We start from the raw sequence: 16,093 nt of genomic DNA on the forward strand, positions 1-16,093 counted from the left end.
CCGGGGCGCGCCGACCGCGGTGGCGTCACGCGGTCGGCGGGCGGGTGGCGGGTGTGGCGCGGCTGCTGCGGTCAGGCGGCGAGTTCGCCGGCCTGGAGCTGCCACAGGGATGCGTAGAGTCCGTGCCGGGCCAGGAGTTCGTCGTGGGTGCCCTGCTCGGCCACCACGCCGCCCTTGTCCATGACGTAGATCCGGTCGGCATGGCGGACGGTGGAGAGCCGGTGGGCGATGATGACCATCGTCCGGTCGGCCGCGAAGCCGCGCAGCGTGCGCTGGATGGCGGCCTCGGTCTCGTTGTCCACGGCGGAGGTGGCCTCGTCGAGGATCACGACCGGCGCGTCCTTGAGGATCGCGCGGGCCAGGGCGATCCGCTGCCGCTGTCCGCCCGACAGTGCGGCGCCGCGTTCGCCGATCACCGTGTCGTAGCCGTCCGGCAGCGTCGCGATGAAGGTGTGCGCCTCGGCCATCGCGGCCGCTTCGACCACGGCCTCGTCCGAGGCAGCGAAGCTGCCGTAGCGGATGTTGTCCGCGATGCTGCCGTCGAAGAGGAACGGATCCTGGGCGACGAACCCGATCGCGTGGCGCAGGTCCCGGCGCGGCACGTCGGACACGTCGCGCCCGTCGAGCAGCACGCTCCCGGACTCCGCGTCCTGGAAGCGCATCAGCAGCTTGGCGATGGTCGTCTTGCCGGAGCCGGTGGCGCCGACGAGGGCGGTGACCTGCCCGGCGGGGATGGTCAGCGAGAGGTCCTCCAGCGCCGGCGGCCGGCCCGGGTAGGCGAAGGTCACCCCGTCGAGGACGATCTCGCCCTTCACCGCCTCGACGTCGAGCGGCCCGCCGGTGCCCTCGGCCTCCACCGGCAGGGCGCGCAGCCGCTGGACCCGGTCGTAGGCGGCCAGGGTGCGCTGGTACTGGTCGACGATGCCGCCGAGCCGGCTCATCCGGAACAGCACCATCTGCGGCAACCCGATCAACGGGCTGAACACCTCGAAGCGCAGCGTGCCGTCGAGCACCGCGCGGCCGCCGACCAGCAGGGTGCCCGCCATGGAGGCGGTCGTGCAGGCCCGGACGGTCTCGGCGTGGCGGATCGTGCTCCGTGCGGTCTGCTGGTTGCTCTCCTGGACCGCCTCGCTCAAGCCGTCGATCCGGTCGGCCTCGTAGTCCTCGGTGCAGAAGCTCTTGACGGTGGCTCCGGCCTCCAGGGTGTTGACCAGCTGGCTGTGCAGCCTGGCCCGGTTCTCGCCGGAGACGGCGTAGTCGGCCGCGACCCTGTCCTGATAGTGGAGCGACAGCCAGGCGATGACCGGGATGGGCAGGAGGGCGATCCAGGCGATCTGCGGCGCCATCAGCAGGAACACCGGTACCAGGATGGTCAGGCTGGTCCCCAGGTGCAGCACGTCGTTGGCCGAGGTGGCGAAGAAGGCGCCCAACTGACCGACGTCCTCGGTGAGCGCACCGGCCACCCGGCTGGTCCGCTCGCCCTCCAGGTGCCGCAGTTCGAGGTGCTGGACATGGGCGTACGTGCGGCTGCGCCAGTCGTGTTCGATGTCCTGGCCGAGCCCGCGCCACTGGAGGTTCGACGCGTACGACAGGCCCGCCACGGCGGCGCAGGCGGCCGCCACCAGCCCTGCCAGGCCCAGGAGTTGGGCCGACGCGGTGGTCAGGCCGAGGCTGACCAACGGACCTGCCTGGCCCTTGATGAGCACCAGTCCCGTCCAACCGAGGAAGGTGCCCAGCGCCATCTCCGCGACCTGGCAGGCCACCGACAGTGTGGTGGCGCGGTAGAACCGCTTCCGGTGCGGTCCGACGATCTCCAGCAGGGGGTGGCGTGCGGCTCCGGCCCCGGACAGCTCCCGGGTCGTGTCGACCGTCCGGCGCCAGGCCTTCCGGGCCACCGCTGCGGTCGCCGCCGCCACACCGCCCAGCGCGACCAGCTGCCTGCTCAGCGCCGACCCGCGGACCAGCGCGACGGCGGCCGCCACACCGCCCCCGACGGCGAGCACGGGGCGCACGACGATGCCGCGGTCCACCCGCGGAGCCGGTGCGGCGCCGGGCCGGTCGGGCGCCCGGCGTCCCGCGCCGGCCGGGCCCTGCGCGACCAGGGTGACGGCTCTGCGGACGATCCGGCCGACGTCCGTGGCACTCACCCGCGCGTCGTGCCGGACGAGGACCCCGCCGGTGACCGGGCTGGCCTGCGCCTCGCTGATCCCGGGGACGCGCCGCAGGGCCGCGGCGAGGACTTCGGCCGTCCGGGGCCGCCCGACGACCAGCTTGACGTCCCAGCGCTGCCGGCCCGGAATGACCGAGCGCGGGCGCACGTCCGCGTCCACGTCCACGGAGCGGTATCCGGCTGCGGCACCCAGCAGAGAGGGCATGTGTACGATCACCTGTTTGCGGAGGTCGCGAGAAAGGCCGTCACGGGCACGACGGGATCACTGCGACGAAGTGGGAATTCTTGAGGGGAAACTGCTGCTACCGAAAGGCCCGCAGCCGGCCGCCGCGCGGGAGCCGCATTCCGGATCGACCGAAAAGTGCGCTCACACGGCGGCCGGGGTCGCCAGGCAGACCGTCAGTGCACCTTGCCGGCGCCGGCGCCCACGCGGATCTTCGGGGCCCTCGCCTCGGCTTCGGCCCGGGCGGCGGCCTCGTCCTTCCCGCTGCTCGGGGCGGCGCCCTCGGCGACGCGCTGGCCGTCACCCGAGGGGGCTGCGCCGTCGCCGGCGGAGACCTGCGCGGCCACCACCTCGGCGGCCACCTCGGCCGCGAGGTCGTGGATGTTCTCTCCGGCCTCGTGGGCCGCCTTCTTCACCTCGAGGACGAGGCCGACGGACGTCTTGACGACGCCTCGCACCAGCGGCTTGAGGAGACGCTTGGCCAGTGGCGCGACGATGAGGCCGACCAGGAAGGGCGGTACTAGGGGCGGCATGTTGCTCCATCCTCTCTACGCGGACGTATGACAGGGACCCCGGGCAACTGCGGACGCACCGGAGCACCGCACGACTAGGCGGACGGAAGCACCCGACTCCGGAATTCGACGCTCCCCACCGGATTTCCCGCCGGGATGAATTCCGCACTCGATGGATCAACCGCCCGCTCTCGCTTCACCGTAGTCGAGCCGGGTCCATCGGAGCCAAACCTTCTCATCCGGTTTCACTCATGCGAGTGCTCTCGGCCCTTTTTTGTAGCTTGGATTAACGAACAAATGCCCACACGACAATCCACTTATATTCTTTTTTCACTGATCGGGCCCGTCGAGTTCACGTGCCACCCGCCGCCGCAGAGCCGGAAACGGCAGCCCGCCGCCGCCCAGGACCGCCTCGTGGAAGGCCCGCACCTCGAACCCGGCGCCCGGGCCGGCCTCGGCCCCCTCCCGCAGCCGGGCGAACTCCAGATACCCCGCCCGGTAGGACAGCGCCTGCCCCGGCAGGTCCGTCGAGTACCGCAGCAGGTCCGAGGCGATCTGGGCGTCCGCCTCGGTGGAGTTGGCGCGCATGAAGTCCCGCGCCTGCTCCAACCCCATGGTGCCGAGGTTGAGCCCGGTGTCGACGACGAGGCGCTGCGCGGTGAACCGCTCCTGCGCCAGGCGCCCGTACGCGTCCCACGGGTCGTCGTAGAGGCCCATCTCCCAGCCCAGACCGGCCGCGTACTCGGCCCAGCCCTCGTTGAACGCGCCGAACCCGGCCACCTCACGGCGCAGCCGGGGCAGCGCCCGGTTCTCCGCCTGGCGGGCCAGGTGGAAGTGGTGGCCCGGAGCCAGCTCGTGGTAGATCAGCGAGGCCGCGCCCAGCAGCGACCGCCCTTCCAGCCCCGAGCCGTTGTAGCGGTAGCGTCCGACCGGGTCCGCCGCCGTGGGCTGCTGGTAGTACCCGAACGTCAGCCCCGCCTCCAGCGCCGGATCCAACCGGGCCAGCCCGTACGGGGCGTCCGGCAGCGCGGCGAACCACCGCGGCAGCAACGGGGCCAGCCGGTCGAGGTAGCGGCGGTAGCGGGCCTCGACCTCCTCCGGCGTGCGGGCGTACAGCCGGGGCTCGCTCCGCAGCCGCTCGTGGAACTCCTCCTCGGGGCCCGGGAATCCGAGGGTGGTACGGACCTCCCGCATCCGCTCGGCCAGTTCGCGGCACTGCTCGCGGCCGAGCTCGTGCAGCCGCTCGGGCGGCGTCCCACCGCCCGTGTACGTCCGGACGAACTCCCGGTACGCCTCCTCACCGCCCTCGTACCGCGCCCAGCCCACGGCCTGCGGCGCCTCCCGCAGCCGGTCCGGACCGTCGACGACGGCGAGCAGGCCGTCGAAGGCCGGCAGCAACTCGGCTTCCACCAGCCGCCGCACGCCCTCTCGGACCCGCCCTCGCTCGGCCGGCCCCAGCCCGCCGAGCCGGCCCTCGTCCACCTCGACGCGCTCCGCCGCCGACGCCCGCAGGCCCGCGAGGGTGGCCCGCACCCCGGGCAGAGCGGGCGCCGGCACCCGGAAGCCGCGCGCGGCCTGCCCCGCCACCTTGTCGCCGATCGAGCCGACCACCCCGGCCAGCTCGCGCACCAGCACCAAGTACCGCTCGGCATCCGGAGGTCGGTCGAATCGGTGGGGCCGCAGAACGGCATCGACGTACTGCGACAACGGGAACAGCTGGTACGGCGTGACGGCGGGCGTCAGCCAGTAGCAGCGGTGGGCCCGCAGCTCCTGCTCGGCCGACCCCACGAGGAAGGCGGCCGTATCGGCATCGGCGCCGCAGAGCTCCGCGCCGTCGAGCGCCCGGGCCCCCTCCACCACCGCCCCGACCCGCTCCACGACGCCCGCGGCGAACCGCGCCCGCTCCTCGGCCTCGGCCGGCGACACCCCCGGCAGCGACTCGACCGGGAGCCCCTGCCGGGCCCGCAGCAGCGGGTCACGCTCCAACAGGAACTCCCAGTAGCGGTCCGCCAGCCGACCGATCTCCCGGCCCGGTTCATTCGTCGTCATCCCGCCATCCTGCCGAGGACCCGCCGCCCGGCCACCCCGGTCCGCACACAACCGGCCACGGCACCCCCCGAACGGGTGAACCGGATCGGCCCCCGCCACCCGTGACCCCTTCCGCCCGCCAAGGCGGCACACGGCCCAGACCTTTCGAACAGGCTTGCCGTACAGGTGAGTTGACTCGCCAGCACCAGCACTCGGTGGCACCATGACGCCATGCCCCGTCGCCCCCTACCGGTCCCGCTGGCGGCTGCCCTGACCACCGCGGCCGTCACGGCCGGCACACTCACCGGCTGCGGCAGCGTCGCCCCCTCCTCCACGACCGGTCCCCTCGTGGACCGCGGGACCGTACGGATCGCGGCCGCCAGCGAGACGCCCAGCTTCAACCCGTACACGGCCTTCGGCGCCGCTGCGGCCCGCTACGCCTACGACTCGCTGGTCAACGTCGCCGCCGACGCCACCCTGGTCTCCGGCCTGGCCTCCTCCTGGAAGGCCACCACCACCACGGCCACCTTCACCCTCCGCCCGGGAACCACCTGCTCCGACGGCACCCCCCTCACCGCCACGGCCGTCGCCCGCGCGCTCACCTACGCCGCCGACCCGGCCCACCAGCTCGCCGGCGCCCAGACCGTCCTGCCCACCGTCCCGTTCACCGCGAGCGCCGACGACCCGACCGGCACCGTGACGGCGACCACCACCGCCCCCTTCCCGTTTCTCACCCGCACGCTCGGACTGCTGCCGATCGTCTGCCCCGCCGGCCTCGACCGGCCCCAGTCCCTGGACCGCTCCACCCAGGGCACCGGACCGTACGTGCTGACCCACTACACCCCGGGCGGGCCGTACGAGTTCACCGTGCGCGAGGGCTACACCTGGGGGCCCGCCGGAGCCACCACCGCGGAACCCGGCCTCCCCGCCCACATCGTCATCTCCGTGGTGCCCCAGGCCTCCACCGCCGCCAACCTGCTGCTCACCGGCGGCATCGACATCGCGAGCGTCAACGGACCCGACCGCGCCCGGCTCACCGACCACGGCCTGGCCACCGCCGACGCGGCGACCGTCATCGGGCTGACCTTCTTCAACCAGCGCCCCGGCCGCCCCCTCGCCGACCCGGCCCTGCGCCGGGCCCTGGTCTCCGCCCTCGACCGCCAGGGGCTCGCCAACGTCGCCGTCGGCGGCACCGGCGCACCCGCCACCGACTTCGGCGCCCAGGGCGCCGTCTGCCACGCCGACCTCGCCGCCGCCAACCTGCCCGCACAGGACGCCACCGCGGCGCTGCGCGCCGCCGGCTGGACCCGCGCCGCCGACGCCCGGCTCACCAAGGACGGCCGACCGCTCCGGCTGCGCCTGATCACCAGCCCCGACCTCGGCCCGACGCTGGCACCCGTCGCCGAGCTGATGGCCCGCTCCTGGACGGCCCTGGGCGCCGACGTCAAGCTCGTCACCGAGAGCCTGCCCGCCCTCGTCAACGCCATGTACCAGACCGGCGACTTCGACGTCGTCGTCGGCACCTCCCCCGGCTTCGCCCTGCCCGTCGGCTTCATCCCGTTCTTCTCCGGCCCGCCCCCCGCCCAGGGCCTCAACTTCGCGGGCGTGGCCAACCCCGAATACGACGCCCTGGTCGCCCAGGCCCTCCGGGAGCCGGACACCGCGGGCTGCACCACCTGGAACCAGGCCTCCGCCGCGCTCTTCCGCTCCGCCGACGCCCTGCCGATCGCCGACGGCCGCAGCACCGTGTACGGGCACAGCACCACCTTCGCCACGACCTTCGGCGGCCAGGTCATCCCCACCAGCCTCCGCCTGCACCGATGACCGGGGGAACCCGCGTGACCGTGCCCCGCCGTTCGCCGCCCCTGCCACGCCATCCCGTGCCCCGGCTCCTGCGACACCCCTGGACGGTGTTCCTCGGCCGGCGCACCGCCCGGCTGCTCCTCTCACTCGGGGTCGTGCTCACCGCCTCGTTCGCGATGATCCGCCTGGTACCCGGAGACCCGGTCCGCGCGGCGCTCGGCGTCGACGCCTCCCCCGCCCTGGTGGCCGCACGCCGCCACCAACTCGGGCTCGACGAACCCTTCCTGACCCAGTACCGGCACTATGTCGACGGCCTCGTGCACGGCGACCTCGGCACCTCGCTGGTCACCTCGACACCGGTCGCGGAGCTCGTCCGCACCCGACTGCCGGCCACCCTCGAAATCGCCGGCCTGGCCTTCCTCGTGACCCTCGCCGTCGCCCTGCCCTGCGGCCTGCTCGCCGCCGTCCGCACCCGGGACGGCCGGCACCCGCGCAGCGAGCTGGCGTTCACCACGCTCACCGCCGGCCTGGCCGGGATCCCCGACTTCGTCCTGGCCGCCGGGCTCAGCGCGCTGCTGGCCGTCGGCCTCCAGCTGCTGCCGGTGGCCGGCACGGCGGGCGCCGGATCCTTCGTCCTGCCGGTCCTCGCGCTCTCCGTGGCGCCCACCGCCGTCCTGGTGCGCATCGTCCGGGTGGAGGCGTTGAAAGTGCTGTCCGAGGACTACATGCGCACCGCCCGCGGAAAGCGGCTGTCACCGCCGCGCCGCTACCTGCGGCACGCGGCGCCGAACATGGCCACCGCCGCACTCACCGTCGCCGGAGGCCTGCTGCCCGCCCTGATCGCCGGCACCGTGCTGGTGGAGAAGGTCTTCGCCTGGCCCGGCATCGGTTCGGCCCTGGCCCAGTCCGTGAGCTCGCAGGACTACCCGGTGATCCAGGCGATGGTCCTGATCCTGGGCACGACCGTCCTGCTCGCCGCGCTCCTGGTCGACGTGCTGCTGGCGCTGCTCGACCCGCGCTCGACGATCCGGGAGAGCTGAGGTGCCGATGCCCCTTCCCACCAGGTACCTCCGCTCGCCCATGGCCTGGGCCGCCACCGCCATGCTGGCCTCGCTGATCGTGCTCGCGCTGGCGGGCCCGCTCGTCTGGGGCGCGGCAGCCGACCAGCCCGACCCCTCGGCGGTGCTGCAAGGCCCCTCCACCGCCCACCCCTTCGGCACCGACAACCTCGGACGGGACCTGCTCGCCCGGGTCCTCACCGCCACCCGGCCCTCCCTGCTGCTCGCGCTGGCCGCGACCGCGATCGGCGCGAGCACGGGCATCCTCCTCGGCACGTCCACCGCCGTCGTCGGCCCCCGCGCCCGCCGCCTGCTCGCGGCACTGATCAACCTCCTGCTCGCCTTCCCCGCGCTCCTGGTCGCGCTCTTCCTCGCGGTCGTGTTCGGCGCGGGCGCGGCCGGGGCGGTGCTCGCCCTCGCCGTCGCCGGTGTACCCGGCTTCGCCCGGCTCGCCCAGACCCTCGCCGCCGCCGTCGCGGGCACCGACCACCTGGCCTCCGCCCGGGTCCTCGGCCTGCGCCGGCACCGGCTGCTGTGGCGGCACGTCCTGCCCAACATCGCCGAACCGCTGCTGCTGACCGCGACCACGGCGGCGGGCACCTCCCTGGTCGCGCTCTCCGGGCTGAGCTTCCTCGGCCTGGGCGTCCAACCGCCCGGCTACGACTGGGGGCAACTGCTCAACCAGGGGCTCGACCGGATCTACGCCCAGCCGCTGCCCGCCCTCGCCCCCGGCCTGGCCATCCTCTACGCCGCGGTGACGTTCCAACTGCTCGGCGAGGTCCTGGCCGGAGGCGCCGCCCGACGCACCCCGGCGGGCCGTACACCGCGGCGTCCGGTCGCGCCGAGTGCGCCGAGCGGGCCCGCCGAGGACGGCCTCGTCCTCCAGGTCGAGGACCTGAGCGTCGAACTCCCCACCCCGGACGGCACGATCCGGCCGGTCCGCGGCGTGAGCCTCGCCCTGCGGCCGGGCGAGATCGTCGGACTCGTCGGCGAGTCCGGCTCCGGCAAGTCGCTCACCGCGCTCGCGATCGCCGACCTGCTCCCCGAACGCGCCCGGGTCTCCCACCGCACCCTCCGGCTGCTCGGCGCCGACCTGGACGCCATGACGCCGAAGCAGCGCGACCAGCACCTCGCGACCGGCCTGGCGATGGTCTTCCAGAACCCGGCCACGGCGCTCAACCCGTCACTCCGGATCGCCACCCAGCTCACCGAGGCACCCCGCACCCACCTCGGCACGAGCCGCACCCAGGCCCTGCACGATGCCGCGGACGCCCTGCAACGGGTGGCCCTGCCCCCCGCCCTGCTGCGGTCACGCCCCCACCAGCTCTCCGGCGGCCAGCGCCAGCGCGTGATGATCGCCGCCGGCCTGATGATGCGGCCCGGCCTGATCATCGCCGACGAACCGACGACCGCCCTCGACACCACCGTGCAGCGGCAGATCACCGAACTGCTCTCCGACCTGCGGCGGGACACCTCCGCCGCCGTCCTGTTCATCAGCCACGACATCGCGCTCGTGAGCGGATTCTGCGAACGCGTCCTGGTGATGTACGCGGGCTCCGTCGTCGAGGCCCTCCCCGCCGACCGGCTCGCCACCGCCGCCCGGCACCCCTACACCCGGGCCCTGGTCGCCTCGGTGCCCGACCTCACCGCGGACCGCGACCGGCCGCTGCCCACCGTGGCGGGCACGCCGCCCGACCCGATCGCCCCCACCCCGGGCTGCCCGTTCGAACCCCGCTGCCCGTACCGGCTGGACCGCTGCGCCCGGGAGGCTCCGCGGCTGGACAGCATCGACGCGCTCCAGCGGGTCGCCTGCTGGAACCCCCCGCCGCCGCTGGCAGAAACGGACCAGGCGACGTCAGAACAGGTGCCGGAACATCAGGTGAAGGCGGACCCGTCATGACCGACCTGCGGCTCTGCGACCTCACCGTCCGCCACCACGGCCCACGCGGCCCCGTCACCGCCGTGGACCGCGTCTCGCTGGAGGTCCCGACCGGCACCACGCTCGGGCTCGTCGGCGAGTCCGGCTCGGGGAAGTCGACCCTGGCCCGCGCGATCGTCGGGCTCGCCCCCGTGCACGACGGCCGGGTCCTCGTCGACGGCCAGGACGTCCGAGTCCGCACCGTCCGTGCCCGGCGCCGGCTCGGCCGCCTGGTCCAGATCGTCCTCCAGGACCCGGACACCGCGCTCGACCCCCGGATGACCGTCCGCCAGACCCTCGTCGAGGCCGCCACCGTCTTCCAGCGGCTCGACCGGCACGCCCGTACCGAGCGCGTCGCCGAACTGCTCGACCTCGTCGGACTGGACCCCCGGCTCGCCGGCCGCCTGCCCCGGCAGCTGTCCGGCGGCCAGCGCCAACGGGTCGCCGTCGCCCGCGCCCTGGCCGTCGGACCCGGACTCCTGATCGCCGACGAGATCACCTCGGCCCTCGACGTCTCGGTGCAGGCGTCCGTCCTCAACACGATCCGCGAACTCCGGCAACGGCTCGGCCTGTCCATGCTGTTCATCGGCCACAACCTGCCCGCGGTCTGCTACGTCTCCGATACGGTGGCGGTCATGCAGCGCGGCCGGATCGTCGAAACGGGCCCCACCGACGCCCTCCTGCGCGACCCGCAGCACCCCTACACGCGGGAGCTCCTCGCCGCCGTCCCCCGCCTGTCCGGCCCACCGCCCTCCCGGAGGTCCCGATGACCGTCGACCGACCCGACGCGGTGGTGGTCGGGGCCGGGGTGATCGGCACCGCCATCGCCCTCGAACTCGCCCGCACCGGACGGCAGGTGGTCGTCGTGGACAAGGCCGGCGCGGCCGGCCACGGATCGACCGGCGCGTCCAGCGCGATCGTCCGGTTCAACTACTCCACCTTCGACGGCGTCGCCACGGCCTGGGAGTCCCTCCACTTGTGGGCGTCCTGGCCCCAGCACCTCCGGCTCGCCACCGACCGCCGCCCGCTCGCTGCCTTCCACCGCACCGGCGCCGTGCTGCTCGACCCGCCCTTCCCCGAACCCGCCGACACCACGGCCCTGTTCGACCTGGCCGGCGTCCCGTACGAACGGTGGGACACCGCCACGCTGCGCGAGCGCCTGCCCGGGATCGACGCCGGGCGGTACTGGCCGCCGAAGCCCGTCGACGACGACGCCTTCTTCGACGGCCCGGCCGGTGAGCTCGGCGCCCTGTTCACCCCGGACGCCGGATTCGTCGACGACCCGCAGCTCGCGGCCCAGAACCTCGCCGACGCGGCGGGCGAGCTGGGTGCGCGCTTCCTGTTCCACCGCACCGTGGTGGCCGTCGACCGGCACGCGGACCGCGTGACGGGCCTCCGGCTGGCCGACGGGGCCCGGATCGCCGCGCCGGTCGTGGTCAACGCCGCCGGCCCGTGGTCGGGAGGCCTCAACCGGCTGGCGGGTGTCGGCAGCGACTTCACCATCGGTGTGCGCCCCCTGCGCGAGGAGGTCCACCAGATCGCCGCGCCCGACAGCTCCACCACCGGCCTCACTGCCGGCCCCACCATCGGCCCCACCGCCGACTCCACCGTCGGCTCCGGGTCGCTTCCGGTCGTCGCCGACGTCGACCTCGGCACCTACCTGCGCCCGGCCGCCGGGGGCCGCCTGCTCATCGGCGGCACCCAGCCCGACTGCGACCCGGCGGAGTGGATCGACGACCCGGACGAGGCCGACCCGCGCCCCACCGCCCACCACTTCCGCACCCAGGTGACCCGCGCGGCCCGCCGCTTCCCCGGGATCACCGTCCCCAACCGGCCCGTCGGCGTCGCGGGCGTGTACGACGCCGCCGACGACTGGACCCCGATCTACGACCGCACCGCCCTCGACGGCTACTACGTCGCCATGGGCACGAGCGGCAACCAGTTCAAGAACGCCCCGCTGGTGGGCCGCTACCTCGCGACCCTGATCGACCTGGTCGAGGCCGGCCACGACCATGACGGCGACCCGATCCGCTACCGCTGCGAGCACACCGGCAACGTCGTGGACCTGGGCGCGTTCTCCCGCCGCCGCCCCGTCCGGAGCGGCTCCGCCCGCACGGTCATGGGCTGAGCACGGTCATGGGCTGAGGGTGCGCAGTTCGCTCACCAGATCCGCGACCACCCCGACCACGAACCCGGGCTCCTCGGTCGGGAAATCGTGGCCGGTGCCCGACGGCGTGTGCACCACCCTGGACGCGGTCGACGCCGCCAGGTAGCGGATCCGGGCCCCGAGGTAGAAGCGGGCGATCCGCTCGGCCTCGGCGGCGTCCCCGGCGGCGGCCAGCACCGAATCCCCGCCCGTGAGGTCGCGGGGGATGACCAGCACCAGCGGCAGGTCGCCGAGGTCCCCGTCGTAGACCACCGTCTCCCAGCCCACCTCCGCCAGGCCGACGGGCGAGAGCTCCGCGAAGATCGACGCGCTGGCGCAGTACTGGCCGGTCCGGCCGCCACGGCCGCGGACCCGGTGCACACCGAACAGGTGCCGCACCGCCGTCAGCAGGAACTCCCGGCGCATGCCCGTGACCAGCCGGTTGGGCGGCGCGAAGGCGATGACCTCCAGGGGCGTCGGATCCAGCAGCACGAGTCCGGCCACCACGTCCGGCCGCCGCCTGGCGGCATTCGCGACCAGCAGCCCGCCGAAGGAATGGCCGACGAACACGTACGGGGCCCGCTCCCCCGCCGCCTCCAGCGCGGCCACCAGCTCCTCCGCCTCGGCCGCCGTCGTCCTCGGGAAGAGCCCGACGTCACTCCAGCCCGAGCCGAACCGGTCGACCAGCACCGAGCGGGTCCGGGCCGCCATCATCGCGTGCAGCTGCCCGAACTCCTCGCCCGGCGCGTGTCCGCCCGGCATCCAGACCACCGTCGGCCCGTCCCCGGCAACCCCCTCCGCGAGGACGTGCATCCGGCGCCCGCCCACCCCGACCAGCCGCCCCGGCGGCCCGCCCGCCCCTGTGCCCCGGCCGACCAGCACCAGATGCCGCACCGCACCGACCGCCAGCACCACACCCACGGTCACCACCAGGCACCCGAGCGCCACCAGCCATCCCGTACCGCCCCCGACCAGCCAGGCCCCCACACCCACCACCAGCACCGCGACCGGCACTCCCAGCCAGTCCCGGCTCAGCAACGCGAGCAGGGCATCCGCCACCCGTCCGTTCCGGCGCATCGGTCCTCCACGGCATCCGAGAGGCGACCTCTTCCCCTGTTCTTCCCGCATCCGCCCTCGCCGACGCTCCCCCACGAACACGCATTCGACACCCCGGGGGCTGCCCGCCCTGCACCCGTCCGACGCGCGCCCTGCCCCGGCGCCGTGTCGCCGTGTCGCTGCCCATCGGATCGGAGCGGGGCCGGCCACCAGGCCACAACTCCACAAATGCAAAGAACCCCCATCCGGTTTCCCGGATAGGGGTTCTCTGTGAATGATTGTTCGGCGGCGTCCTACTCTCCCACAGGGTCCCCCCTGCAGTACCATCGGCGCTGTAAGGCTTAGCTTCCGGGTTCGGAATGTAACCGGGCGTTTCCCTCACGCTATGACCACCGAAACACTATGAAACTGTCAACCGCACCAACCCGTGGCAGGGCTGGGGTCGTTGTTTCAGAACAACACAGTGGACGCGAGCAACTGAGGACAAGCCCTCGGCCTATTAGTACCGGTCAACTCCACCCCTCACAGGGCTTCCATATCCGGCCTATCAACCCAGTCGTCTACTGGGAGCCTTACCCTCTCAAGGAGGTGGGAGTGCTCATCTCGAAGCAGGCTTCCCGCTTAGATGCTTTCAGCGGTTATCCCTCCCGAACGTAGCCAACCAGCCATGCCCTTGGCAGGACAACTGGCACACCAGAGGTTCGTCCGTCCCGGTCCTCTCGTACTAGGGACAGCCCTTCTCAACACTCCTACGCGCACAGCGGATAGGGACCGAACTGTCTCACGACGTTCTAAACCCAGCTCGCGTACCGCTTTAATGGGCGAACAGCCCAACCCTTGGGACCTACTCCAGCCCCAGGATGCGACGAGCCGACATCGAGGTGCCAAACCATCCCGTCGATATGGACTCTTGGGGAAGATCAGCCTGTTATCCCCGGGGTACCTTTTATCCGTTGAGCGACGGCGCTTCCACAAGCCACCGCCGGATCACTAGTCCCTACTTTCGTACCTGCTCGACCCGTCAGTCTCACAGTCAAGCTCCCTTGTGCACTTACACTCAACACCTGATTGCCAACCAGGCTGAGGGAACCTTTGGGCGCCTCCGTTACTCTTTAGGAGGCAACCGCCCCAGTTAAACTACCCACCAGACACTGTCCCTGATCCGGATCACGGACCCAGGTTAGACATCCAGCACGACCAGAGTGGTATTTCAACGACGACTCCACAACAACTGGCGTTGCTGCTTCAAAGTCTCCCACCTATCCTACACAAGCCGAACCGAACACCAATATCAAGCTATAGTAAAGGTCCCGGGGTCTTTCCGTCCTGCTGCGCGAAACGAGCATCTTTACTCGTAATGCAATTTCACCGGGCCTATGGTTGAGACAGTCGAGAAGTCGTTACGCCATTCGTGCAGGTCGGAACTTACCCGACAAGGAATTTCGCTACCTTAGGATGGTTATAGTTACCACCGCCGTTTACTGGCGCTTAAGTTCTCAGCTTCGCCCCACCGAAGTGGAGCTAACCGGTCCCCTTAACGTTCCAGCACCGGGCAGGCGTCAGTCCGTATACATCGCCTTACGGCTTCGCACGGACCTGTGTTTTTAGTAAACAGTCGCTTCTCGCTGGTCTCTGCGGCCACCCCCAGCTCTGGCAGCAAGTGCCGTCACCAGGAATGGCCCCCCTTCTCCCGAAGTTACGGGGGCATTTTGCCGAGTTCCTTAACCATAGTTCACCCGAACGCCTCGGTATTCTCTACCTGACCACCTGAGTCGGTTTGGGGTACGGGCCGCCATGAAACTCGCTAGAGGCTTTTCTCGACAGCATAGGATCATCCACTTCACCACAATCGGCTCGGCATCAGGTCTCAGACTATGTGAACGGCGGATTTGCCTACCGTTCGTCCTACACCCTTACCCCGGGACAACCACCGCCCGGGCTGGACTACCTTCCTGCGTCACCCCATCGCTCACCTACTACAGACTTGGTTCAGCGGCTCCACCACGTCCCTTTGTCCGAAGACTCCGGGCCGGCTTCACGGCCTTAGCATCACCTGGTTCAGCGTTGGCGCTTCAAAGCGGGTACGGGAATATCAACCCGTTGTCCATCGACTACGCCTGTCGGCCTCGCCTTAGGTCCCGACTTACCCTGGGCAGATCAGCTTGACCCAGGAACCCTTGGTCAATCGGCGCAAGAGTTTCCCACTCTTGTATCGCTACTCATGCCTGCATTCTCACTCGTATACCGTCCACGACTGGTTTCCACCGCCGCTTCACCCGGCACACGACGCTCCCCTACCCATCACAGCAGGCGTTGGCCCTATTGCTGCAATGACACGACTTCGGTGATGTGCTTGAGCCCCGCTACATTGTCGGCGCGGAATCACTTGACCAGTGAGCTATTACGCACTCTTTCAAGGGTGGCTGCTTCTAAGCCAACCTCCTGGTTGTCTCTGCGACTCCACATCCTTTCCCACTTAGCACACGCTTAGGGACCTTAGTCGGTGTTCTGGGCTGTTTCCCTCTCGACCATGGAGCTTATCCCCCACAGTCTCACTGCCACGCTCTCACTTACCGGCATTCGGAGTTTGGCTAAGGTCAGTAACCCGGTAAGGCCCATCGCCTATCCAGTGCTCTACCTCCGGCAAGAAACACGTGACGCTGCACCTAAATGCATTTCGGGGAGAACCAGCTATAACGGAGTTTGATTGGCCTTTCACCCCTAACCACAGGTCATCCCCCAGGTTTTCAACCCTGGTGGGTTCGGTCCTCCACACGGTCTTACCCGCGCTTCAACCTGCCCATGGCTAGATCACTCCGCTTCGGGTCTTGGGCATGCAACTCAACCGCCCTATTCGGACTCGCTTTCGCTACGGCTACCCCACACGGGTTAACCTCGCTACACACCGCAAACTCGCAGGCTCATTCTTCAAAAGGCACGCAGTCACGGCCCACCAGCAAGCTGATGAACGACGCTCCCACGGCTTGTAGGCACACGGTTTCAGGTACTATTTCACTCCGCTCCCGCGGTACTTTTCACCATTCCCTCACGGTACTATCCGCTATCGGTCACCAGGGAATATTTAGGCTTAGCGGGTGGTCCCGCCAGATTCACACGGGATTTCTCGGGCCCCGTGCTACTTGGGAGTTTCTCAAACGAGCCGTACAGATTTCGTCTAC

9 protein-coding genes and 2 rRNA genes (1 of these 11 running past the window's edge) are annotated in these 16,093 nt (G+C 71.0%); 5 read left to right on the forward strand and 6 right to left on the reverse strand.

The features are described from left to right. Nucleotides 1-71 precede the first annotated feature (71 nt). From OG556_RS37565 to OG556_RS37575, 3 genes are all read right to left on the reverse strand, one after another. Nucleotides 72-2,375, reverse strand: coding sequence for an ATP-binding cassette domain-containing protein (locus OG556_RS37565; RefSeq protein WP_331744582.1), 2,304 nt, complete (start codon nt 2,373-2,375; stop codon nt 72-74). 194 nt (nt 2,376-2,569) lie between these two features. Beyond that, nucleotides 2,570-2,926, reverse strand: a complete 357-nt coding sequence (locus tag OG556_RS37570; RefSeq protein WP_331744585.1) for a DUF5132 domain-containing protein — start codon at nt 2,924-2,926, stop codon at nt 2,570-2,572. A 309-nt stretch (nt 2,927-3,235) separates the two neighbouring features. Next, a complete protein-coding gene (locus tag OG556_RS37575; RefSeq protein ID WP_331744587.1) occupies nt 3,236-4,954 on the reverse strand; it encodes a DUF885 domain-containing protein in 1,719 nt (572 codons plus the stop codon). 210 nt (nt 4,955-5,164) lie between these two features. Between OG556_RS37575 and OG556_RS37580 the strand changes: the two genes are divergently transcribed. From OG556_RS37580 to OG556_RS37600, 5 genes are read left to right on the forward strand one after another with little or no spacing between them, the layout of a single operon-like run. Beyond that, entirely contained in the window at nt 5,165-6,757 is a 1,593-nt protein-coding gene (locus OG556_RS37580; protein WP_331744589.1) for an ABC transporter substrate-binding protein, read from the forward strand. Further along, complete coding sequence (locus OG556_RS37585; RefSeq protein WP_371523113.1) at nt 6,754-7,776, forward strand: ABC transporter permease; 1,023 nt, start codon at nt 6,754-6,756, stop codon at nt 7,774-7,776. Before OG556_RS37580 ends, OG556_RS37585 begins: the two co-directional genes overlap by 4 nt. A gap of 40 nt (nt 7,777-7,816) precedes the next feature. Next, complete coding sequence (locus OG556_RS37590; RefSeq protein WP_371523207.1) at nt 7,817-9,694, forward strand: dipeptide/oligopeptide/nickel ABC transporter permease/ATP-binding protein; 1,878 nt, start codon at nt 7,817-7,819, stop codon at nt 9,692-9,694. Beyond that, entirely contained in the window at nt 9,691-10,482 is a 792-nt protein-coding gene (locus tag OG556_RS37595; protein ID WP_331744596.1) for an ATP-binding cassette domain-containing protein, read from the forward strand. The genes OG556_RS37590 and OG556_RS37595 overlap by 4 nt, the downstream gene beginning before the upstream one ends. After that, nucleotides 10,479-11,840 (forward strand): FAD-dependent oxidoreductase, encoded by a 1,362-nt coding sequence (locus OG556_RS37600; RefSeq protein ID WP_331744598.1) that lies wholly within the window; start codon nt 10,479-10,481, stop codon nt 11,838-11,840. Before OG556_RS37595 ends, OG556_RS37600 begins: the two co-directional genes overlap by 4 nt. Nucleotides 11,841-11,846: 6 nt before the next feature. Here OG556_RS37600 and OG556_RS37605 read toward each other — a convergent pair whose 3' ends face one another. The 3 genes from OG556_RS37605 to OG556_RS37615 form a co-directional block, all read right to left on the reverse strand. Further along, nucleotides 11,847-12,935, reverse strand: a complete 1,089-nt coding sequence (locus OG556_RS37605; protein ID WP_331744600.1) for an alpha/beta hydrolase — start codon at nt 12,933-12,935, stop codon at nt 11,847-11,849. Nucleotides 12,936-13,194: 259 nt separating this feature from the next. After that, a 5S ribosomal RNA gene (gene rrf, locus OG556_RS37610) occupies nt 13,195-13,311 on the reverse strand. Nucleotides 13,312-13,393: 82 nt separating this feature from the next. Continuing rightward, nucleotides 13,394-16,093: ribosomal RNA gene (locus OG556_RS37615) — 23S ribosomal RNA — on the reverse strand; it runs 420 nt beyond the window's last position.

Origin of the sequence: Kitasatospora sp. NBC_01300 (assembly GCF_041435235.1) — a bacterium.
Lineage (GTDB): Bacteria > Actinomycetota > Actinomycetes > Streptomycetales > Streptomycetaceae > Kitasatospora.